The organism is Bacillus sp. FSL M7-1020 (assembly GCF_038050415.1).
Classification (GTDB): Bacteria; Bacillota; Bacilli; order Bacillales; family Bacillaceae_G; genus Bacillus_A; species Bacillus_A toyonensis.
In genome coordinates, this window is record NZ_JBBOTW010000001.1 from 2,777,766 (window position 1) to 2,800,944 (window position 23,179).

General features: G+C 34.3%; 24 protein-coding genes and 1 pseudogene. 7 read left to right on the forward strand and 18 right to left on the reverse strand.

Features of this window, described 5'->3' with window-relative positions; genetic code table 11:
- Positions 1-123 precede the first annotated feature (123 nt).
- From MHB70_RS14145 to MHB70_RS14170, 6 genes are all read right to left on the reverse strand, one after another.
- Complete coding sequence (locus MHB70_RS14145; RefSeq protein WP_080451928.1) at positions 124-1,317, reverse strand: YhgE/Pip domain-containing protein; 1,194 nt, start codon at positions 1,315-1,317, stop codon at positions 124-126.
- Positions 1,318-1,379: 62 nt separating this feature from the next.
- Positions 1,380-1,964, reverse strand: a complete 585-nt coding sequence (locus MHB70_RS14150) for a TetR/AcrR family transcriptional regulator (RefSeq protein WP_001004643.1) — start codon at positions 1,962-1,964, stop codon at positions 1,380-1,382.
- A 193-nt stretch (positions 1,965-2,157) separates the two neighbouring features.
- A complete protein-coding gene (locus MHB70_RS14155; RefSeq protein ID WP_000665183.1) occupies positions 2,158-3,000 on the reverse strand; it encodes a polysaccharide deacetylase family protein in 843 nt (280 codons plus the stop codon).
- A 290-nt stretch (positions 3,001-3,290) separates the two neighbouring features.
- Positions 3,291-3,974: an N-acetylmuramoyl-L-alanine amidase family protein gene (locus MHB70_RS14160; protein WP_001171851.1), complete on the reverse strand. Its 684-nt coding sequence runs from the start codon at positions 3,972-3,974 to the stop codon at positions 3,291-3,293.
- A 126-nt stretch (positions 3,975-4,100) separates the two neighbouring features.
- Positions 4,101-5,885 carry a sensor histidine kinase gene (locus MHB70_RS14165; RefSeq protein WP_000715390.1) on the reverse strand — a complete coding sequence of 595 codons (1,785 nt, stop codon included), beginning with the start codon at positions 5,883-5,885 and terminating at the stop codon, positions 4,101-4,103.
- A complete protein-coding gene (locus tag MHB70_RS14170; RefSeq protein ID WP_001189868.1) occupies positions 5,882-6,568 on the reverse strand; it encodes a response regulator transcription factor in 687 nt (228 codons plus the stop codon). The genes MHB70_RS14165 and MHB70_RS14170 overlap by 4 nt, the downstream gene beginning before the upstream one ends.
- Positions 6,569-6,819: 251 nt before the next feature.
- Between MHB70_RS14170 and satA the strand changes: the two genes are divergently transcribed.
- Entirely contained in the window at positions 6,820-7,371 is a 552-nt protein-coding gene (gene satA / locus MHB70_RS14175) for a streptothricin N-acetyltransferase SatA (RefSeq protein WP_000054747.1), read from the forward strand.
- 80 nt (positions 7,372-7,451) lie between these two features.
- Here satA and menA read toward each other — a convergent pair whose 3' ends face one another.
- From menA to MHB70_RS14195, 4 genes are all read right to left on the reverse strand, one after another.
- Positions 7,452-8,363, reverse strand: a complete 912-nt coding sequence (gene menA / locus MHB70_RS14180) for a 1,4-dihydroxy-2-naphthoate polyprenyltransferase (protein ID WP_061530647.1) — start codon at positions 8,361-8,363, stop codon at positions 7,452-7,454.
- Positions 8,364-8,747: 384 nt separating this feature from the next.
- Entirely contained in the window at positions 8,748-9,683 is a 936-nt protein-coding gene (gene mntA / locus MHB70_RS14185; RefSeq protein ID WP_061530648.1) for a manganese ABC transporter substrate-binding protein/adhesin MntA, read from the reverse strand.
- 17 nt (positions 9,684-9,700) lie between these two features.
- Positions 9,701-10,567: a metal ABC transporter permease gene (locus MHB70_RS14190; RefSeq protein ID WP_000706180.1), complete on the reverse strand. Its 867-nt coding sequence runs from the start codon at positions 10,565-10,567 to the stop codon at positions 9,701-9,703.
- On the reverse strand, positions 10,564-11,313 hold the full coding sequence (locus tag MHB70_RS14195; protein WP_000343002.1) for a metal ABC transporter ATP-binding protein: 750 nt from the start codon (positions 11,311-11,313) through the stop codon (positions 10,564-10,566). Before MHB70_RS14195 ends, MHB70_RS14190 begins: the two co-directional genes overlap by 4 nt.
- Before the next feature lie 322 nt (positions 11,314-11,635).
- Between MHB70_RS14195 and MHB70_RS14200 the strand changes: the two genes are divergently transcribed.
- From MHB70_RS14200 to MHB70_RS14225, 6 genes are read left to right on the forward strand one after another with little or no spacing between them, the layout of a single operon-like run.
- On the forward strand, positions 11,636-11,995 hold the full coding sequence (locus MHB70_RS14200) for an ArsR/SmtB family transcription factor (protein WP_000336202.1): 360 nt from the start codon (positions 11,636-11,638) through the stop codon (positions 11,993-11,995).
- On the forward strand, positions 11,985-14,417 hold the full coding sequence (locus MHB70_RS14205) for a heavy metal translocating P-type ATPase (protein WP_061530649.1): 2,433 nt from the start codon (positions 11,985-11,987) through the stop codon (positions 14,415-14,417). The genes MHB70_RS14200 and MHB70_RS14205 overlap by 11 nt, the downstream gene beginning before the upstream one ends.
- Before the next feature lie 59 nt (positions 14,418-14,476).
- On the forward strand, positions 14,477-15,061 hold the full coding sequence (locus MHB70_RS14210; RefSeq protein WP_000738794.1) for an SCO family protein: 585 nt from the start codon (positions 14,477-14,479) through the stop codon (positions 15,059-15,061).
- Between the two features lie 16 nt (positions 15,062-15,077).
- Positions 15,078-15,794, forward strand: a complete 717-nt coding sequence (locus MHB70_RS14215; RefSeq protein WP_000479383.1) for a DsbA family protein — start codon at positions 15,078-15,080, stop codon at positions 15,792-15,794.
- A complete protein-coding gene (locus tag MHB70_RS14220) occupies positions 15,791-16,222 on the forward strand; it encodes a disulfide oxidoreductase (RefSeq protein WP_000982254.1) in 432 nt (143 codons plus the stop codon). The genes MHB70_RS14215 and MHB70_RS14220 overlap by 4 nt, the downstream gene beginning before the upstream one ends.
- Positions 16,223-16,267: 45 nt before the next feature.
- A complete protein-coding gene (locus MHB70_RS14225; protein WP_000036751.1) occupies positions 16,268-16,786 on the forward strand; it encodes a PCYCGC motif-containing (lipo)protein in 519 nt (172 codons plus the stop codon).
- Between the two features lie 140 nt (positions 16,787-16,926).
- Here MHB70_RS14225 and MHB70_RS14230 read toward each other — a convergent pair whose 3' ends face one another.
- The 8 genes and pseudogenes from MHB70_RS14230 to MHB70_RS14265 all read right to left on the reverse strand — a co-directional run bounded on the left by MHB70_RS14230 (position 16,927) and on the right by MHB70_RS14265 (position 22,612).
- Positions 16,927-17,115, reverse strand: coding sequence for a hypothetical protein (locus MHB70_RS14230; protein ID WP_000164171.1), 189 nt, complete (start codon positions 17,113-17,115; stop codon positions 16,927-16,929).
- Positions 17,116-17,251: 136 nt separating this feature from the next.
- Entirely contained in the window at positions 17,252-18,253 is a 1,002-nt protein-coding gene (locus MHB70_RS14235) for a phosphotransferase (RefSeq protein WP_000680486.1), read from the reverse strand.
- A gap of 56 nt (positions 18,254-18,309) precedes the next feature.
- A pseudogene (locus MHB70_RS14240) lies at positions 18,310-19,139 on the reverse strand (GNAT family N-acetyltransferase).
- Positions 19,140-19,278: 139 nt separating this feature from the next.
- On the reverse strand, positions 19,279-19,683 hold the full coding sequence (arsC, locus tag MHB70_RS14245) for an arsenate reductase (thioredoxin) (RefSeq protein WP_000428368.1): 405 nt from the start codon (positions 19,681-19,683) through the stop codon (positions 19,279-19,281).
- A gap of 25 nt (positions 19,684-19,708) precedes the next feature.
- Positions 19,709-20,749, reverse strand: coding sequence for an ACR3 family arsenite efflux transporter (arsB, locus tag MHB70_RS14250; RefSeq protein ID WP_000826584.1), 1,041 nt, complete (start codon positions 20,747-20,749; stop codon positions 19,709-19,711).
- 18 nt (positions 20,750-20,767) lie between these two features.
- On the reverse strand, positions 20,768-21,205 hold the full coding sequence (locus MHB70_RS14255) for an ArsI/CadI family heavy metal resistance metalloenzyme (RefSeq protein WP_001270995.1): 438 nt from the start codon (positions 21,203-21,205) through the stop codon (positions 20,768-20,770).
- Positions 21,206-21,264: 59 nt separating this feature from the next.
- Complete coding sequence (gene arsR, locus MHB70_RS14260; RefSeq protein WP_000046017.1) at positions 21,265-21,570, reverse strand: arsenical resistance operon transcriptional regulator ArsR; 306 nt, start codon at positions 21,568-21,570, stop codon at positions 21,265-21,267.
- Positions 21,571-22,102: 532 nt separating this feature from the next.
- Positions 22,103-22,612: a DinB family protein gene (locus tag MHB70_RS14265; protein ID WP_001076297.1), complete on the reverse strand. Its 510-nt coding sequence runs from the start codon at positions 22,610-22,612 to the stop codon at positions 22,103-22,105.
- Between the last annotated feature and the right edge of the window lie 567 nt (positions 22,613-23,179).

Here is a 23,179-nt window from a genome sequence, read left to right on the forward strand (position 1 = left end):
AAAACCAAATACCCCAGAACGAAAAAACACACGGGATTTTCGTTCTGGGGTGCTATAAATGTTTTAAGTTGATAGGTACGGGGGCTACCAGAAAAAGAAGCCTATACATGTACCATAAGCTTTTTATCTGTTGGCCGTTTGTTTGATTGATTCACTTTTACTATTTCTTTGCAGCATAATTCTCCCCATCGCTATAAGAATGGTAATAATTGAAGTGCAAAGAAGAATATTCATATCGTGTGATAGATTTCCCCCGCCAAAAATTATTGTTTGATATCCGTCAGCTACATAAGTTCCAGGGAAAAGAGAACCTACAGTCTGATAAAAATTTGATAGTAACGCTTTTGGAACAATTACCCCACAAGTAACTAATTGTACTGACAGTGATATGATATTAAACATCATACCAGCAGGACCAAATAGAACGATGAACATTTGTGTTACGCTTAAGAAAGAGAAAAAGACAAGAGTTTGGAATACCCATGTTTCAAACAAACTTGTATTTAATTTAACATTAAATAAGGTCATTAATAATAACGTGATAATAGCTAAAATAACAGATACGACAATATTAATAACTTGTCTTGATAAGAATATAGACCATTTTCCGTGAGTGTTTTTTAATATTGTTGCAACAATATTAAGATTTAAACTCATAAGCATAGCTCCACCCCATGAAGCAAGAACAATTAAAAATGGAATCATAGTTGCTGCAAAGCCATCTGTATTGTTTGTTTTTTTGACAGATGATTGCACAGAATCAATGTTTAATGAACTCAAAGCTTTCGTGATGTTTCCTGATAACTTTTGGGCCAATTCTTCTGACGGCATCACTGTACTTAGTTCATTAGATAAGTTGGAAGAAATAAGTTTTTGTTTATACGTATAAACATTTTTATTAATTGTTTGCGTAATATCTTTTGTTGCGCCTTCCATAATCTGTTTTGTCAAAGATGCATTCGCTTGATTGATGAAATAGTTAATCTCTGTAGTATTTTTTTCTTTCAATAGACTTGAGAAATTTGCAGGAATTTGGATAACCATATCTAAGTTACGGTTATTCATATCTTCTTTGGCATGTGTTACAGAGCTATAGCTTTTAACTTTAAAGGGCAGATTTTCCTTCAAGTTTTTTTCAATATTGGCTCCTATTTCATTATCTTCATTAACTAACCCAATTTTTAATTTGTTTATCCGATCAGTAACACCATCGTATGCAGTCATCCACACACAAAAGAAAATTAACAGAAAGGCAAATGCTGTTGCAATTCCAATGAATGTTGGGGGGAATTTAAAGAAATTTTTTAAAGTTTTCATTGTCGTACTCCTTGTTGTTTTATTATAGCAAGTACTTACTTGCATTGGGTGTAAAAAAAGACCTAGGGAGTTAGCCCCCTAGAAAATAGTTGGACACTATGTTTTAGAAAAGTCTCTTTTGAATTTGAAAATAAATTGTCACCGAAGCGTGAGTTAGAAAGAAAGTAACCGAAATTCATCCAAATAAAGTTCATCGCCTGGGCTTCCATATCAGTTTCAATAAGCTTTCCCTTTTCTCTCATCTCAATGAAATATGAAACCAAATTATCTTTTAATTGTTTAGGAATTAATGCAATTTTTTCTTTGAGCTCTGGGAACATTTCAGCTTCCTGAAAACTAATCAAAATTAAATCCTTTAACTTTTCTATATATGCAAGATATCCTTCTGCAATAGATAGCAAGTCATCTTCAAGATTCCAAGTCATCTCTCCAGGCATTAATTTATTCAATTCCATATCATGCGATAAAGATTCGACGGCTTTTTCCATAATATTCTTTTTGCTCCCGAAATTCCGAAAGATTGTTACTTCGTTTACGCCCGCTAATTCCGAAATCGAGCGTGTAGTCGTTCCCTTATAGCCATGAGTGCGGAATAGTTCTAAAAAAGCCTCAATAATACGTTCTGATGTATTTGTCATTTCATTCACGTTTCATCCAACTTTCACATAATCTTTATCCAAACCCGAATGCAAGTTGTTACTTGCACAAGTAGAATAAACCCTTTTGATAAAAAAGTCAACTTTATAAAAAAAGCCGATTTCTTTATCGTATAGGAAATCGACTTTTGGCTTAATTATTGATTTAGTAATAAAAACACCTTTTAAAATAACTATGTTTATACTATAGACGTTGATCTTTTTGGAAGTTTAGACGAAAATGATCCTCATCATTATATACCCCAAATTCATACCCTTTCTCTTTATAAAATTTAATAATTTCAGGAAGAGCTTGTAATGTTTGCGCCTTTTCATGCATTAAAACAACTTCTACTTCTTCTGTTGTCTGTTTCTTTACATTATCGATAATCTGAGTTGGATTATCTTTTAATTTCCAATCATTTGAGTCTATTGTCCAATCCCAAACTTTTATTGCTGCTTCTACAATTTGATTACGAATTTCCTCACCCTTTAATCCTGGTGCAGATCCATATGGCGGACGAACTAGTTTAGGCGTTGTACCCGTAATATTATGGATAAGAGCTAACGTTTCTTTCATCTCCGATACAAATTGTCCTTTTTTGTATAGCTTATCACTATTATGTGTCATACTATGAGCACCAATATAATGTCCTTCTTTTACTGCTCGTTTTACGTTTTCCTGAAAACCTGTATTTTGTAAATTGCTACCTTGCATAAAAAATGTCGAAGCAACATTTTGCTCTTTTAGTACATCTAAAAATTTTCCAGTTAATTCGCTAGGACCGTCATCGAATGTTAAATACACAACCTTTCCTACCGGTTTTCCATCAGGTCTTTTCTGTTTTGCTGGTGGTGTTTCTTTTTTCTTTTCTTCTTGTTGCGTATTAACTTGTTTACTACTTTCATTAGCTACTCCCTTCGCTGGGGTAGAGTTCCAATTTCCAATTATGAAGAATGTGAAAAAGGTCGTCGCTAAAACAACTCCTAAAGATATGATTGCCTTCGTTACTACACTTGTTTTTTTCTTACTTTGCGATTCTTTCATTATTTTTCGATCCTTTCCCTATTAATTTTCATATTCATTATTTATAAGGCTGAGCCTTTATTCGACTGAATCGTTAGTTTCAACCGGTGTTTACAATAAATAGATTAATAGAGATGGATAAAGATAAAATGCAGATAATGTCGAAATCAGTTAAAGAATAGCGTATCGCATCCACTCTTTAGAAAACATTTGTTTCTAATTTAAAAACTGGATATACACCCAAAATAAAAAATACTACTCTTCCTAATTAAGATTTAGAAAGAATAGTATTTTTCTATTTGCCTATTTTATTACATCGTAAAATAATTAATAATGCCATCCACAATACCTTGTTGCGATTTCGCCTGGAATTCTTCTAAATTCATTCTTTTTTCATCACTCGCATTAGATGTAAATCCTAATTCAATTAAAATAGACGGAGAAGGATTTTCTCGTAAGACAAGAAAATCACTTCCATGAACACCTCGATCTCGGCTGTCTATATTTTGATCAAAAATAGCTTCTTGTACGATCTTAGCTAACTTTTTATCTTTCCTTTTATTAGATCCATAATGAGTTGTTATTCCCTTTACATTCGTATCTTCAAAAGCATCATGATGAACGCTAATATAAAGATCCGCCGCATGGTCTTTCGCTACTTTAACACGAGCTTGCAACTCTTCCTTTTGCTTTGTTTCTGGAAGTAAACTCGTATCTTTTTCACGTGTTAATATAACTTTAGCATCCGTTCTTTCTTCTAATTCTTTCTTTATATTTTGTGCTACTTTTAAATTGAGTTCTTTTTCAATCGTTCCAAATTTCTTTCCTTTCGTCCCTCTATCTCCTCCACCGTGCCCCGGATCAATTACAATAGTTTTTCCTTTTAATCGTAAATCCTCTTGTGATATATTTTTATGCCCCTTAGCATGTATGAAACTAACTCCTGTGCCCATTATTAATATTATAAATAAAAGCAATATCGCTCTTTTTTGCATTTTAACAATCTCCTTATCAGCTTTTCATTCCGTTTCTAATGAAAATAGTAATAAATACTGATAAAGATAAAATGCAGATAATGTCGATTTTGTTTAAAAATGATAAAAACGTGTAGAACAAAAATTCTACACGTTTTTATTTAAATAGAAATAAAATAATACTCCATCTTCTGTATTCGAAACACCATACTCCGCATCATGCAGCTCCAATATATTCTTTGAAATAGCAAGGCCCAATCCTGTTCCACCTTTTGAACGTTGACGAGACGTATCTCCTCGATAAAAACGATCCCATATTTTTTCTAAATGTTCTGGCGCGATATGAGCCCCTTTATTTTCTATACATACTTTTACACGTTCATTCTCTTCTATTGTAGAAATAATAATATTCTCCTGTTCTGGTGTGTAACGAATCGCATTCGTAATAAAGTTCGTTATAACTTGTTCTATGCGATTTGGGTTTGCAACAACTTCAATTTTAGAAAATTGTTTATGAACATATAATTGCTTAGCTGTTATATCCGAAGTTAATTGCTCACATATATAATCAATCATCTCATCAATATGGAAGACATCCATCTCCATTTTATACGTACCAGATTCGAATTTTGCTAACTCCAGCATATCAATAATGAGCATATCCATTTTATCTACTTCTTTTGACATTGCTTTAAAGTAATAATCCTTTTTATTACTAGCAACGCCATCCTCCAAAATTGAAATACAGCTCTTCATAATACTTAAAGGTGTTTTTAACTCATGTGAAACACCCGCGATAAATTCTTTACGTGTATTTTCTAATTGCTTTTCTTTCTCTATATCTTGCTGTAATTGATGAATATACGAATGCAAAGCTTTAGAAAGAGTATTAATATTTTGTGATAAATCACCTATTTCATCCTTTGTCGTAATAGGTATCGTCTCTGAGAAATCTAAACCCGCAATTTTTTTTGTAGTATCATTTATTTGTAATAGTGGTTTGGCGATTTTTTTTGAGTAATAGAACGATATCAAAACAATTAAAATCAGTACAAAGATAATTAAATATACATAATAATCCTTAATCATTTGCACCGCTTCATCAACTGGTTGCAATGATGTCATAGCAAAAATATAGTTTGTCTTACCCTCTGCATCTATTGTTGGCTTGATTAAAAGTTTATATTTAATATCATTTTCTTCGTAATCCAATATTTCTGTAGAAGTAACCTCATTAAATTTTTGATCCAACAATAAATCCACCTGAAATTGCTTTATTCTATCTATAAGCACACGATTTCCATATATAAAGTTCGTTCCTACAGTCCCCTCAGGTAATTGTACATTCTGAATGCTTCCTGCTAAATATAATTGTGAACTTTCTTTTGAAGATGCGGCTTTTGGCCCATACAACCTTTCTGACAGTTGCTTGTTCTCCAGCCCAACATTCTTCTCTTTTATCGTTAACATCGCAGGGATTACTATATCCCCCTTCTGTACTCCGTCGATAATAATATGACTCCCTTGTTCTAAACTATATTTCATCCTTTGTATATCTTCTAAATTGATAAAACTATACAACGGTATATGAATGGAACGTTCAGAAAATCTCTTATCTTCGTTAGGGTCTAATTGAATTTCTACAGAAAAATCATTTGCATATTTTATATTTCCTACACGATCTAACGTTGTAATCCATGTCGCATTCTCTTGATAGAAATTTTGTTCCAATTCTTGAATTGCTTTCGCATCATCTCCAGCTTTTACATATCCTTTTTCAAAGGATTGAATATTTGTTTTAATATCATTCACTTTTCGATTTGCGTAGTATTGTTTAAAAAATATAGTTTGTCCGATAAAAATAGTTACTAAAATAAGTGTGCATAATGCTGTTGTTAAAATAAATAACTTTAATACAATTCCTTTTTTCATACTTGTCCCTCAAATTTATAACCAGCTCGTACAACAGTTACAATACAAGCTGCTTTTTGTCCTAATTTATGACGCAAATTACGAATATGACTATTAATAGTGCGATCATCCCCGGCAAATTCATAACCAAAAATTTTATTGATTAGTTGTTCTCTTGAAATTACAATTCCTTGATTTTGCATAAAATACGTTAATATTTCAAATTCTGTATGCGTCAAACTTATGTCTTCCCCATCTATGGTTACTGTACGAGAAGGAAAATGTACATGGATACCACTACTCGTTAATGTGTCTGCAGTTAATACTTTAACAGCGGAAGAATATCGGCTTTCCATTAATCGTTTTGCTCTTGCTAATAAAATAGGAGGACTATATGGCTTTGTAACATAATCATCTGCTCCTAGTTCAAATCCGAGTAAAGTATCATCCTCATCTACCCGAGCCGTTAACATAATAATAGGTACATTAGATTTCTTTCGAATTCGCCGACATACCGCCCAACCATCTAATTCCGGTAACATAATATCTAAAATAATTAAATGCACCTCATACTCTTCAAATATAGATAACGCTTCTTTCCCATCAATCGCCTCTAAGATGTTATACCCTTCGTTTAATAGGTAATCCTTCATAATCTCACGTAAAATATCTTCATCTTCTACGATTAAAATTGTTCTTTGCATCTTTTATCTTCTCCCGATTTATTTTATTGTTAGGAAGAAATAGTTCATTTTATATATTAACCAATTAGCAATCTTTCACTATTTCCGTCACTACTACATACAACATAGTTATATCAAGATAATAGCATGACGATATAAAGATAAAATGCAGAGATAGTCTTACAATTGAAATGCTATTATAATTTTGTAATTGGAATGAATTTGATTTACATAAAGAACCAGGAGAAATACTATTATTTGGAGGTATCACGATGAGCCTTTTAATTAGAGAGTTAAAAACAAATGATTTAGACAATTTCCCAGAGATTGATGACAGTTTTATAGTGAATGCTCGGTTAATTCTTTCTCTTTCAAAAGTAAATAGACGCATAGAATATACAATAGAAGACGTTCCGAGTTATGAAAAAAGTTATTTACAAAATGATAATGAAGAACTGGCGTACAATGAGTATATAAATAAGCCTAATCAAGTAATTTACATAGCACTGTTACATAACCAAATCATCGGATTCATAGTATTGAAAAAAAATTGGAATCACTATGCTTACATAGAAGATATAACGGTGGATAAAAAATATCGTACACTCGGAGTTGGTAAAAGATTAGTTGATCAAGCAAAGCAATGGGCAAAAGAAAGCAACATGCCCGGGATCATGCTTGAAACGCAAAATAATAATGTTACAGCATGTAAATTTTATGAAAAATGCGGATTTGTAATTGGTGGGTTTGATTTTCTTGTTTATAAAGGTTTGGATATGACAAATGATGAAGTTGCAATTTATTGGTATTTTCACTTCGAATGAAAATGTTCTTAACGTTAAACAAACTCAAAATAAAACCCCAATCTCTCCATATTAAAATTAAGAAATTGGGGTTAAGTTATTTAGAACAAGTAACTAATTAATAATCCTGCTGATAATAAGAAGCCGAAAATCGTATTTGTCATCGCTGTTGATTTCATTGCGATGCGCATATACCCGGGATCCTTTGCCCCTTTTTGGAAACTTTGAATTGCAGAGATTGGCTTTCTCAAACCTAAGAACATCACTAATGCCCAAGGGCTTATATAACCCATCAATACAATTATAGCGATCCATAAATAAGCAATGAAAAAGGCTACCGCTAGTGTTACTATTGCTTTTTCTCTCCCAAGGAGGATTACTAATGTCTTTCTTCCACCTTTAATATCTTCTTCGATATCTCGGATGTTATTCGACATGTTGATTGCACCGACTAAAATTCCAATTGGAATGGAAATCAATATACTTTCAACTGTTACAGTATTCGTTTGAATAAAGAAAGCAATGAGTACAAAACATGTCCCCATTAATAACCCAGAAACTAATTCTCCAAACGGGGTGTACGCAATAGGTAATGGACCACCTGTATATAAATAGCCAACCGCCATCCCAAATAAACCAATGACCACTAACCACCAGCTACTATTCATACAAATATAAATACCAATAAAAGCTGCTACTACGTACAATAAAAGCGCAACTGTTAAAACATTTTTCGGCTTCAATCCATGACGGACAATCCCGCCACCAATTCCAACAGAATCAGCTGTATCTAATCCACGTTTGAAATCATAGTACTCATTAAATAAGTTCGTTGCGATTTGCAATGCTAAACATGCAACCATCATCGCAATAAATAAAAGCCAATCAATTTCGGCAACATAAAGTGATGCCACCGTCCCTAAAATTACAGGAGAAAACGTCGCCGTTAATGTATGCGGGCGCGTCATCTTCCATATTAATTTAGCGGAACTAATTTCTTTTTCTGTCCCCATAACTCTGTTCAATCTCCCTACATTATAAGTATAAAATTGCTAGAAGTATCTTTCTATCTATTGCCTACTTCACATCCATTAATTATATCAAACAAATGATTATCCTTTCTAATAAATTCTACTATTAATAAAGTGAAAGATTATGAAATAAAACTTTAATCAGTAGGAGTCCATCCCCCACTGATTAATAGCCCACACCAATCATGCTTTTTCGTGCATCCCGATTTCCACTTAACTCCCTCGCATTCGCCTAATTTTAAGGTGAGATTCTTATCATCCAGCAGCAAAGGGCGGGATGAATAAAAGAGCCTACTCGTATGAGTTGGCTCTTTCTTTTCTTATTTTATAAAACTTCAATAGTTATGCTACATAAAAAAACAAATTTTACTTTTGTAACCCATTAATAATTGTATCTATATTCCATTTCATCATTTTTAAATAAGTATCTCCATCCTCACCTGATTTACCTAGTGAGTCTGTAAAAATTGTACCGGCAATCGGTACGTTTGTTTCTTTTGAAACAGTTTCCATGCTACGTCGATCTACACTTGTTTCCACAAATAAAGCTGGCACTTTGTTTGTTTGAATTACACTTACAACATCTCTAATTTGATCTGGAGTACCTTGGTTTTCTGAGTTAATTTCCCAAATGTATCCCGTCTTAATATCATATGCTTTTCCAAAGTATTTAAAAGCACCTTCACTAGAGATTAAGAAACGTTTTTCCTCAGGGATTTGATGAATTCTGTTCACTGTCTCATCGTGTAACTTTTGAAGTTCTGCTACATACTTGTCGGCATTTTTAGTATAGAATTCTTTATTTTTAGGGTCTTCTTTAATTAATGCCTTTTTCACATTTTCAGCATATAAAATGCCATTTTTAATATTCATCCATGCATGTGGATCTGGGTCTTTTTCTAATCCTTTTGTCTCTAAATAAATAGCTTCTACACCTTCACTTACTTTATACACAGGTGCATCTTTCTCTGATTTATTTGCCGTTTTTAATAGCTTTTTAAACCACGCTCCACCTTCTTCTAGGTTTAATCCATTGTAAAGTACCATATCTGCATCTGTCATTTTCATAACATCTTTTGGTAGTGGATCATATTCATGCGGGTTAGCCCCAATTGGAACAAGACTATGAATCTCAACTTTATCCCCGCCAATTTGCTTCACCATATCATATATAATGGAGTATGTAGTTACAACTTTTAATTTTTCACTGCCCTCTTCTTTTCCATTTGTGTTACTAGAACACGCTGTTAATGCAAATACGAAAATACAAAGTATTGAAAGTATAACATTTTTAAATTTCATTTTTATCCTCCAATCAATTATGACAACTTTGCTCTATTTTTTCTAATTTTGATAGCTCTCCAAAACAAACCTTGTGACGGTGAGAAAAAGAATGCCAATGCGAACAAGAATGTTGCAACGAGAACAATTGTTGCACCTGAAGCAAGATTATAAGAGAAACTAAAATATAGCCCTACTACAGATGAAAGTGCACCAATACCTGCTGCTAAATAAATCATGACCCATAAACGGTTTGTTAATAAATACGCTGTAGCCGCCGGTGTAATAAGCATAGCGACAACTAGAATAATTCCTACAGTTTGAAGTGAAGCAACTGTAACCATTGTAAGAAGAATCATTAAGCCGTAATGAATCCACTTATTTGGCAACCCATAACTTTGCGCCATCGTTGGATCAAAAGTGGATACGAGTAGTTCTTTATAAAACAAAATCACAAGACCAATAATGACAACTCCGATAATAAGTGTCATCCACATATCGGAAGAGCGAACTGATAGAACATTGCCGAATAAAATATGATACAAATCCGAACTACTCTTCATAAAAGTAATTAAAATAATCCCTACGGCAAAAACAGATGTAAACATAATCCCTATTGCCATATCATGTTTAATTCGACTGTTTTGACTTACAAACCCAATTCCAACTGCAGTAATAACACCAGTTAAAACAGCCCCTATGAAATAGTTCATCCCAATCATATAAGAAAGCGCTACTCCGGGAAGAACAGCATGTGAAATAGCATCTCCCATTAAAGCCATACCTCGTAAAATAATAAAACAGCCAATTACGCCACAAATAACGCCTACCATAACGGAAGTTAATAACGCTTTCTGCAGAAAACTGTACTGCATTAATGCATCTATAAATTCTACAATCTTCATGATGAATGTACCTCCGCTGCATTATTAAACAATATGCCGTGATTCACATATGCTTTTGACATAACAGTTGGTTCTAATACTTGCCTTACTTCTCCGTAATGAATTAAGCTCTTATTCAATAATAGTAATTTATCAAAATAGGACTCTGCTTTACTTAGGTCGTGATGTACAACAACAATCGTTTTTCCTTCTTTGCGTAATTCTCTAAGAATTTTAATAATTGTCTCTTCACTTGTCACATCAATTCCAACAAACGGTTCATCTAAGAAGAAGATTTCCGCCTTTTGCGCTAAAGCTCTCGCTAAAAAGACACGTTGTTGTTGCCCTCCTGAAAGCTCACCAATTTGACGATTCTTAAATTCCTCCATACCGACTTTTTTTAGACATTCAAAAGCCCAATCTCGATGCTCTTTCTTCGGTCTTTTCATCATCCCTAAAGATGGATACGTTCCGATTAGCACCACATCTAAAACTGTAATCGGGAAATCCCAATCTATATCACTTCTTTGTGGTACATAAGCAACATGTTTTCTAGCGCTCCGAATATCCTCTCCAAGAACTTGAACGTATCCCTTATCATTTGGGATTAAATCTAGAACAGCTTTCATTAAAGTAGATTTTCCCGCTCCGTTTGGACCAATAATTCCAACGAGTTTCCCTTTTTCAATATCGAAGGAAACATTTTGAACTACTTGATTCCCTTGATAAGATACAAACAAATCTTTGACAATTATAGCCTCATCCATTTTTTATGCATTCCCCTTTCTTTTTTTCATCTATATAATTATTTTGCACTAAGGCAACTTTTAAACAAAAAAATATAATGCGAATGGAAATCCGCACTTAAGTTTCCTTAAGGAAACTTTTTTATATGAGTCAAATTATATAAGCTGTACGCAAATTTGTAAACCGCTTTTTATTACTTTATGAATATATCGTGAAAACTTGCCTCTAAAAAACAAAAATATCAAACTTTTCTCAATTCATTTTGACACACATATTAGCCAATGCTAATATGATTAAAGAATAACATATTAGTAATTACTAATACGAATGGAGAGGATACAATTGTGCAACTCAAATGATTCAGATGTAAAAGCCAAGTTCATCCGTGGCTTTGCTGATAAAACAAGATTACAAATTCTTCAATGTATGATGGATGGTGAAAAAACAGTATCTGAAATTGTGGAAATCACGCAAGGAAATCAGTCAAATATATCTCAGCACTTAAACTGTTTAAAAGGATGCGGAATCATTCTAGGTAGACAGGAAGGAAAATACGTCCACTATTCCTTACGCAATAAGCAAATTGAACAGTTACTCACTATGTTTGATGTCGTTTTTCATGAAGTACAAAATGAAGTAGCGTCATGTGATAAAAACGATGCTTGTTTATCTCAAAAAGGAGAAAACTGTCATGACAAATAAGAACGGGAAGGAAAAACAAACTTCATCATGTTGTTCTTCAAAAAAAGAGATTCTGATTGTTCCTATTGCTAAGGAAACCTCTTGTTGTAGTACTGAAAAAGAAATAGAAGATTCGTCATGTTGCTCCTCTAAAAAAGAGATTCCAATTATCCCTATCACGAAGGAAACCTCTTGTTGTAGTAGTAACAATGATTCTATAAAAACAGAAAATAGCTCTTCCTGCTGTTCATCTGAATTAGCTCTAGAAAAAGAACAAACGACATCAAAGTCTTCTTGCTGTAGTGACAACTCATGCGAAGATCCATCTCCTCCTCGTGCTACTCAGAAAATAGTAGGAGACGGTGTACAAACATACGTAGTGGACGGAATGGATTGCGGTGCGTGTGCCTTAACAATCGAAAAGCATCTACAAAATGTTTCAGGCGTAGAAGAAGTTCGAGTAAACTTTGCTACTGGAAAAATGCATATTCGTCATGACCGCGATGTGGATGACATTATAAAAGAAGTGTCTAATGCAGGGTTTGGGGCTTCCTTAGCAGGAGCCCGCAGAGGGTCCGCTCCTGTTCAAAAAGCTAAAAATACAACTTTAATTCTTTCAGGATTATTTTTAGCTTTAGGGTTTGGAGGAAGTTTTACAAACATATCACCTCTTCTTATTACACTTCTCTATGCGGCGAGTATCGGTATCGGTGGTTATAAACCTGCTAAAAGCGCCTTTTATGCAATTAGAAGTAAATCACTTGATATGAATGTTCTTATGATCTCAGCTACAATTGGTGCTGCATTAATTGGTCAATGGCTAGAAGGTGCAACCATTGTTTGGTTATTTGCATTAGGTGCAACTTTGCAAAATAAATCAATTGAACGTACACGAGAATCTATTCGCGGATTAATTGATTTAGCACCGTCAGAAGCTTGGGTACAAGTTGGAACTGAACTTATAAAAAAATCTGTAGATGATATTGCAGTGCGTACAACAATTGTTGTAAAACCTGGTGAAAAGATCCCATTAGACGGCACAGTTACAGGCGGTACTTCTACTGTAAACCAAGCTCCGATAACTGGTGAATCTATCCCAATTGATAAACAAATTGGTGATTCCGTATATGCGGGGACGATTAATGAGGAAGGTTCACTTGAGATTACAGTAACTAAACTCGTTGAGGATACTACGTTATCTCGAATTATCCACCTTGTAGAGGAAGCACAGGAAAAGAAAGCACCGACAGAAGCATTTTTGGATCGTTTCGCAAAAATCTATACACCTATCGTTTTTGTATTAGCAATCGGTGTCATGATCATCCCTCCCCTTCTTGGTATGGGCGAATGGATGGAATGGATTTATAAAGGGTTAGAACTTCTTGTTGTTGCGTGTCCTTGTGCTTTAGTTATCTCAACTCCTGTTGCAATCGTATCTGCAATAGGAAATGCCGCAAGAAACGGTGTACTCATTAAAGGTGGTGCTGCACTAGAAATTGCAGGTGCATTAAATGCTATTGCGTTTGATAAAACAGGTACATTGACTGAAGGAAAACCAAAAGTAATGCATGTGCGAAGCTTACATTGTACGGAAGATGAATTATTATCAATTGCCGCAACAATTGAAGAATATTCTAATCATCCCATTGCAAAAGCCATTACAGCATATGCTAAGGAGCATCAAACTTCTATCCAAAGTGGAACGGACTTCCGCGCTATTGTAGGGAAAGGTGCGCAAGTCACAATAGATGGCGAAACATACTACGCTGGAAATAAAGCATTATATGAAGAGTTTGGAATTTCGCTTCAAATGTGGAATGAACCAGTTCGAGAGATGCAAAGAATTGGTCAAACCGTGATACTTGTTGGAACGAACAAAGTTATTTTAGGAATGATTTCAGTAGCAGATTCCATTCGCTCTACTACTTATGAAACGATTCAAGAATTAAAACGAGCAGGTATTCAGGAAACTGTTATGTTAACAGGAGACAACGAAGGAACAGCTGAACATATTGCACAGAAAGCAAAAATAGATCGTTATTTTGCTAACTTACTTCCAGAAGACAAAGTGCATGCTGTAAAACAACTTCAATCTGAAGGAAAAACAGTAGCTATGATTGGGGACGGTATTAATGATGCCCCTGCCCTCGCTACTGCAAATCTAGGAATTGCTATGGGCGGTGCTGGAACTGATACAGCAATGGAAACGGCAGATATTGTATTAATGGCAGATAATCTTGAAAAACTTCCGTATACGATGAAACTTAGCCGGAAAGCATTGTACATTATTAAACAAAATATATGGTTCTCATTGATTATTAAATTTATTGCCCTTTCCTTTATCTTCCCAGGCTGGCTTACTCTTTGGATGGCTGTACTAAGTGATACAGGCGCTGCGCTTATTGTAATCCTAAACAGTATGCGTTTATTACGAAACAAATAATAAGATGCGGGGCTACCTAGTAGCTCCGTACCTTAAATAAATTTTGAAAGGATGTACATATGAAAAAAATGCGTGTCATTACATTACTCATGCTTATTTCTATCATTACGATTTTAGGAGCATGTAGTGATAGTAAATTAAGAGATTCACTCGATTGGGATGTAGAAAAGTTTACATTTACAGATCAAAATGGCAAAAAGTTTGGTTCATCTGAATTGAAGGATAAAGTTTGGGTAGCCGATTTTATTTTTACAAGTTGTGAAACCGTTTGCCCTCCTATGACAGCTAATATGGCAAAACTTCAAAACATGTTGCAAAAAGAAGGTATTAAAGATGTAGAGTTTGTATCGTTTAGTGTAGATCCTGAAGTGGACACACCTGAAAAAATAACAGAGTTTATGAAAGTATATGAAATGGATGCGAAGCGAACTCATTTTTTAATAGGGTATACACGACCAGAAATTGAAAAGTTTGCAAAAGATAACTTCCAAACACTTGTAACGAAACCAGAAAACAATACACAAGTTATACATGGTACAAGCTTTTATCTTGTAGATAAAGATGGGAAAGTTGTAAAGAAGTATTCAGGTCTTCAAAACACACCGTATGAAGATATGATCCGTGATATTAAAAGAATTCGCTAATTAAAAACTACTTATTATGTTTCTATTAAACTTAAAAAATCCGAGGTGTTTATATGAAAAAAAGCAAAGTTCTCACATCAAATTATTGTTCGTTGCCACATTGATCATTTTCGCTGCTGTTACAGCTTTCGTCGTGTTAAATAAAGAAGATAAAGTTGCGACAAATAAAGTAATAAAAGATTTACCCCCTATTGGCAAGCAACCTACTTTAGGAAAAGAAGATGCACCAGTCTCTATTATCGAGTTTGGCGACTTTAAGTGTCCTGCTTGTAAAGCATGGGGTGAGCGCATCTTCCCTCAGCTTCAAAAAGACTATATCGATACAGGGAAAGTTAAATTTTCATATGTAAATGTTTTATTCCACGGAACGGAATCTAAATTGTCTGCTTTAGCTGCTGAATCTGTTTATAAACAAGACCCACAAGCCTATTGGAGCTTCCATAAAGAATTATTTAACGCACAGCCAGCAAATCACGATGATCCATGGATTACTCCTGAAAAACTATTAGAAATTGCGAAAACATATACACCAAGTATTAATACCGTTCAACTTGAAGAAGATTTGAAAAAACAAACAGCGCAAGAAGAAGTAAATAAAGATGAAAAGCTAACGCAAGATTACGGTGTAGAACAAACACCCAGCATTGTCATTAATGGAACGATGTTGTCTGATCCTTATGATTATGAACAAATCAAAAATTTAATTGAAAAAGCATTAAAGGACAAGAAATGATGAATACAACAAATAAGCATTTTGAATGGCGTAATTACACTTTATATTTTGCATGGATTGTATCAATGATAGCGACACTAGGTAGTCTATTTTTCAGTGAGATTCTTGGGTTCATACCGTGTGAATTGTGCTGGTACCAACGAATTATGATGTATCCGCTCTGTATTATTTTAGGCATTGCAACGTTCTATAATGAAAAGAATATGAAAAAATATGTATTACCAATTTCTATTATCGGCGGGAGTATTTCACTTTATCACTATGCAATACAAAAAATCCCTGGCATTTCAGAGATTAACCCGTGCGTGCAAGGTGTCCCTTGTAATGTCGATTATATTAATTGGTTAGGTTTTATAACGATCCCCTTCTTAGCGTTAATTGCTTTTTCTTTCATTACTTTGTTTATGTTGTTAACGAGATCGAATTAATAAAAACATTATGTAAAGGTAGCTCTACAGAGAGGAGACCGTATGATGTCAAAGATCGTACCGATATTTTTATTAGTAAGTCTATTAATTGGCTGTATTTCCATTAATGATTCATCACCTACTAAGAACAACAACACACAAAATCAATTACAAGAAACAAAAAATAATGATACACATTTTAAAGGTGATACGCTAGAAACGACAGCTACTGTAGAAGCTCTTCCTTCTTTCTTATCATCAACTAAAAACGGACAAGTCTCACAAATTTATGGAATGGTAGGAAAAGATATCGAACTCTTACAATGGATTCCTTGTTATTGTGGGTGTGCTGAAAACTCAGGACATACAAGTAATAAAGATTGTTTTATCCGGGAGATGAAAGAAAATGGTCAAGTTACATGGAATTCACACGCTATGAATCACGCAGAGTGTGTAGATATCGCTTTCCAAGCTGTTTTAATGAAACAAAACGGAGCGTCTCCTTTAAAAATTCGAAAAAACATCGATAAACAATATAAAAAAGACGGTGTAAAAGCTACTCCAACGCCGATGCCAAGTGCTTAACATAATAAAATTATTTATTACTAAAAAACAGCCATCAATATGGCTGTTTTTTAGTAATTGATTGTTGTTATTTTCCCAAACGATAAAGAGACTTCTCTAGTCAGGTACATAAAGTTTATTTGTTTCATATTCAATTCGTATTATGCAACAACCTCAAATTTCAATGTGTTTCGATTTACTACGATATATTCACCTTTTGATTTATTCATTACTAGAGAGACTTCGTTAGTATGTGTTATTTCAAAACTATCATTTTGTATATCCACCAATAATTTTACTTCCATATCACTATTTCCATATTTCAAGCCACTATAAGATAATTTCGTCATTGTTATCCTCCCTTTTTTATATTAACCTATCTCTATAATACTATAAATTATAACCTTTACGAAAATAGTCTGTTATTACGAATGCATTTGTGCAAAAGACATTCCCGAAAAAATAATTGGTATATAACAAAAAAACCTACTTATATGAATTGGCTCTTTCTCTACTTACTAATACAGATAGATTTTCTCCTCTTATTTTATAAACTCTCAAATGTTTCTCTAATTCACTCTCATCACCTAATAGACTCATTGTCTTTTTAACAAAGTTCCAATTTAGACTGCCGGATAACCATAGTAGTGAAGAAAGTCTTTTATAATCATTTATAGTTAAAATGTTATTATCTCCATACCCTTTTAAAAATGCTCTAGTAACTTCCGAACATACTACATGTGACCCTATTCCTTCTGTCCGGGAATACCACTTTATTAAAAAGGCTAGTCCTTCCATACGATCAACATATCCAATCGATTCAAAATCTATAATTCCTTTTACACATTGATTTGCATCCCATATGACATTTAAAGGATTTAAATCTGTTTGTACTATAAACTCTAAATCGCTAGTATGTGCGCATTCTATATGGTACTTAGCGAGATCTATATACCCTCTTAATTTCTTACATGTACCACCCTTATTTTCTAATAGCTTTATAAACTCACCATATCCATCTAAATGTGATTTCTTTTGAAAAGTCGAGCTTTGAAACATACTAGAAATATCATGTATCTTTCTTGCTTCCTTTCCAAAGACTTCTGCCATCGTTTCTGTACAATAAGTAACATGCTCCCCTTCCATCCAAGTAGACAATACAAACCGGTACTGTTCCTCATTCCAAGTGAGTAATGTAAAGCAATCCCCCGCCATATTCTCCTTAATCTGCATAAACGGAATTCCATGCTCTCGTAAATAATACGTAAACCGTACTTGCTCTTTCAATTGTTCATTTGATAACGCCCCAAAGGCCGAATTGATTATTCGATCGCTATTTATAAACCGTGCGGAATACCGATTCCCATTCACCATGATTTTATAGTGTAGATCTGTATGCCAACTGTTCTTATGTAGTTCTTCTTCTACTACTAATGCATGAATTTCTTTAAAATAATTTATTACTACGTCTTTTATTATATGTTTCATCCTATTCTCCTTACATGTAAAAACTTTTGATGATAGGTTTGTAACATACACTTAATTTACTCAAAAGGAAAATAATATCCTACATAATTAAACACATTTGTAAAACCTACATTTTCTACAACAGCCACAGAAGGCTTATTTAATTCCATGCAGTCCCAATATGGAATGATCTTATTCTCCAAACACTCTTTTACGAAACTATGAACTATCGTTTGCGCTAATTTTCTACCTTGGTGACCTTCTATCGTTTCAATATCTATGCAATGTATATTTTCAAAAACGAACCCTGAAAAACATACACTTACAATCAGGTTGTCAAAAACTATACAATAGCCTATTCCCTCATTAAAAAATTCATCAAGCGAGGACCAAAACTCTAAAATTTTTGATTGTAAAAATTCAATATTCTTCAATACATTCCCCTGATTTTCATAGAGAGCTTTACTCATTTTTATCACTGTATACCCTTGTTCAATTTTAGGTTCATAATTACCCTCATAATCCTCTTCCTTTAGCGTATACACCCTTTGATTCCAACTCTTTAATTTACGATATTGAAATATTTTTTCGATTGTTTTATTCCACTTTGAATGATTACCAATTGCTTCAAAGCAATCTAGTCCAGCCTTTCTCGCCTCAGGTTCTATCACATTATCAATAAAACTATTCATTTCATTATTAAACTTTTCATTTTCTGCACTTCCTATAAAAAGAAGCCATCATTATTCCCTAACCAGATAAGTCCTGAATTAGGAGAATAGATGTTATCTACAAATATACGACCAGGGTTCACCCCTGCAATTACAGCCTTTACTTCTAATTGACCTTTTTCATTTACTAAACCGTTACATTTATAAAAATCATTCATGTTTAATTCAGAAATCATATGTTAAACCACCTTCCTGAAACCGCTCTATTCTAACTTTACCACCATGACAGAATATTCTCTATTCATTTTAACAGTTGTTTAAATCAATAAAAAAGAGCCAATCCCTATAAAATAGAAGATTGGCTCTTTCCTTTATTTACTCCCCTGTATCAGAAAATCGCTTTATACGTTCTCCAATTTCATCGCGAACACGTTGAAATTCAGACCACTCTTTTCCTGCTGGATCATCGAATCCCCAGTGAACACGATTTACGTGCGGAGGTGTCGAAGGACAAACAGAATCTGCATGACTACAAAGGGTAACAACTAAATCAGCGTTATTTAAAATATTTACATCAATTATATCCGAAGTTTGATTTGTTATGTCGATATTTACTTCTTTCATCGCTTTAATAGCATTTGGATTTACTCCGTGTGCTTCAATACCTGCAGAATATACATTCCACTTATCACCTACATATTGTTTGCCCCATGCTTCTGCCATTTGGCTTCGGCATGAATTTCCTGTGCATAAGAAATAAATTGTCTTTTTGTTTTCCATGTTGTTTTCCGCCTTTGTTTTTAAATTATACTGGCTGATCACTAAAATATTTTCTCTTAAACCAAAAAGCGACGTTTACAAGTGCAATCATTACAGGTACTTCCACTAACGGCCCGATAACAGCTGCAAATGCTGCGCCTGAATGAATACCAAACACACCAACTGCTACAGCAATCGCTAACTCAAAGTTATTACTACCTGCTGTAAATGCTAACGTTGTCGTTACCGGATAGTTTGCACCAATTTTTCTTCCCATAAAGAAAGAAACAAAAAACATCACAATAAAATAGATTAATAACGGAATTGCTATTCTTACCACATCTAATGGTACGCTAACAATCATTTCCCCTTTTAAAGAGAACATAATGATAATCGTAAATAGCAATGCAATCAATGTAAGTGGACTAATTTTAGGTATAAACACCTTTTCATACCACTGTCTTCCTTTTAACTTAACGAGTACAAAGCGTGTCAACATGCCTGCTATAAAAGGAATTCCTAAGTAGATAAATACTGATTTCGCTACTTCTATCATTGTAATATCGACAATAGCTCCTTCAATCCCTAACCATTCTGGAATGACTGTTACAAACACGTATGCATAAACGGAGAAGAATAACATTTGGAATACTGAATTAAAAGCCACTAAACCTGCCGCATACTCTTTATCCCCATCTGCAAGATCGTTCCAAACAATCACCATTGCAATACAACGTGCTAAACCAATCATAATGAGCCCGACCATATACTCTGGCTTATCAGGAAGAAAAATAATTGCTAAAACAAACATAAGTACAGGTCCAATAATCCAGTTTTGTACTAAAGATAAAACCAATACTTTTACGTCTTTAAACACTCGGCCCATTTTCTCGTAACGAACTTTCGCTAATGGTGGATACATCATGACAATTAAACCAACAGCAAGCGGGATAGACGTTGTTCCAACTTGTAATGTATTCAGTCCGTCTACTACACTAGGAAACACAAACCCTAAACCAATCCCAACAGCCATAGCTAGAAAAATCCATAGTGTTAAATATCGATCTAGAAAAGATAAACGTTTCATTTTATTTTCCATCTCCTATTAACAACAAGAATTTTTAGCTACCTCATTTGAAGTCGTGCAACAAGATGCCTCTTCTATTGTATGAACATCACTCTGTGCTTTCGTATAAAAGAATTCCCACTCGTTCCCATCAGGATCTGTTACCCAAAACTTATCCTGAACCGCATAGCAACAAGTCGTATCCATCTCATCACGCGCAAAGAAACCTTCTTTTTCTAATCTTTCTTTATGCAATGTAATTTCTTCAGCTGTATCCACTTGGAAACCGAAATGATTTACTTGATTTCCCTTCACTTCATCTCTTACGTTCAGTGTAAAATTAAGTCCTGGCGTCTCTAATAAAAATTTTGCATAATCCACTTTCACCTTAACTGGTGACACACCAAATACCTTTTCGTAGAATTCGATAGACTTCTCTAAATCCGTAACATTTATACCGACGTGAACATATCTCATAGCTTATTCCTCCTCTTATATATTATTAATCAATTTTTTTTGATTAATAACGCAAAATTTTAACAGCAACTACCTTTGCCTGTTTTTCTAAAGATACAGCACAATTCTTCTGATAATAAATTATTTACTTCCACATCATTTAAATCATAATAACTCCACGTACCTTTTGTTTCTTTTATAATTAAACCTGCATCTAATAAAATCTTTAAATGATAGGACAACTTAGATTGCGTCATTTCAAAAACCTCCGTTAAATCACATACACACGTCTGGCCTCGCTGACAAAGCTCATACATAATCTCTAAACGCTTTTGATCCGCCAACGCTTTAAACTTTTTCTCATAGAGCTGAAAATCTTGCGCCACTGTAGTTCACTCTCTCTTCATCAATTTTTTTTGATGTTTATAGTATATATGCTGATTAATTTATTATGCAACTAATTAATCAAATTTTTTCGATTTATAAAAACTTCCTCACGTCATATCTTTGCTACAACTAAAAAGGACCATAGCCTTTTCAAAAATAAAAAACTACGGTTCTTTTTACAACTTAATAGTTACAATATTTCCGAGGAATGGAGTCTCTATAACCGTTTTAAATTTTAATTTGACCATTATAGAGTAGTGCTTCATCACTATCAAGCTAAGAAAAACAAATACCCCCAAATGAAAAAAATCGATATAACGCTTCGGCAAATAAAGATAACTCTTGTTTTTGTTGCATATTCATAAAAAGCACATTACTATTCTCATTAACATAAGAGAATAGTAATGTGCTTTTAATTTCAAAAATAGTCTAAATCCTTAAGTTGATGGTTGTGGGGCGGGCCCCCAATAAGAACGGTATCTAAGGTTGTATGAGAGCTGTTAGTTCCATTCCAAAGGCCTCAGCCGATGATTAACTCAAGTACCGATTTCGGATGACCCCCATGTGATGAAGTTCGTGTCCTGCGATGCCGTACGCGAGGGCGCGCACCGTAATGCTTAGGTTGTTGGCTGTGCCCTTGCGGGTCCACTCCTCCGCCGGTAGCCCGCGCAGCAATGTGATCGTTGATTGCCGTACGGCCCGGTAGTCTTCGGCCAATTGCTCGGTTGTCCAGCTTCCGAAAGGAGGTATGAACAATTCCTGATCGAAACCGGTCAGAGGCGTCTGGTCCCCTCTTGCGAACCGGAGCAGGCGGTAGGTCATGACGCGTTCCGCGTCTGCAATGTGGCCCACGACTTCTTTCAGCGTCCATTTTCCTTCCGCATACCGATATGCGGCCTGGCTTTCGGTCAACGATGCCAGGAGCTCGGTCATTTGCTTTTCCTGGGCGAGCAGAATATCGATGATGTTACCGTCCGGTACCAAACGGATATATTCGCCAGAGTTCCCGGCGTACTCTTCTTCTGACGGTCTTTGATTCATGCGTAGTCACCTCTTTATGTATATATAGAAAATTATAGCACTCGTCTATGTCTAATAAATTCTCGAAATGATAGAGCTTTCCTTCTAATAATTGAGGATAAGCAACTATTTAGTTTGTCGGTCGCCACACTATCCTGATTCGTTAGCACCATAAGCAATGCTAATCAATAATGCATAAAGTGAAACTTTAATCAGTGGGGGTTTTCTTCATCCCCCACTGATTATTAGCCCTCACCAATCGGACTTTTATGGGCAGTTGATCCCCCACCTAACTTCTTTGCTTTCGCTGCATTTTGAGGTGGGGGTCTTACTGCCCATTAAAGCGGGATAAAAATTATCTGTTATACAATATTTCGAAGTTATTTATATATAAAGGTAACACCTTCTTTTTTAATTTAAAGGTGGATTTTCAATTATATTTTGAAATGAATCGGAGTAAAACACACTAGTATAACTACTTTTTTATACAAGATTTTATGCAAAAAAGAATAGCGAAGATCCCTAGAATCTCCGCTATATCAATGATGTATAAAATCTTGTATAAGTGATAGATAGACATAGAGACAA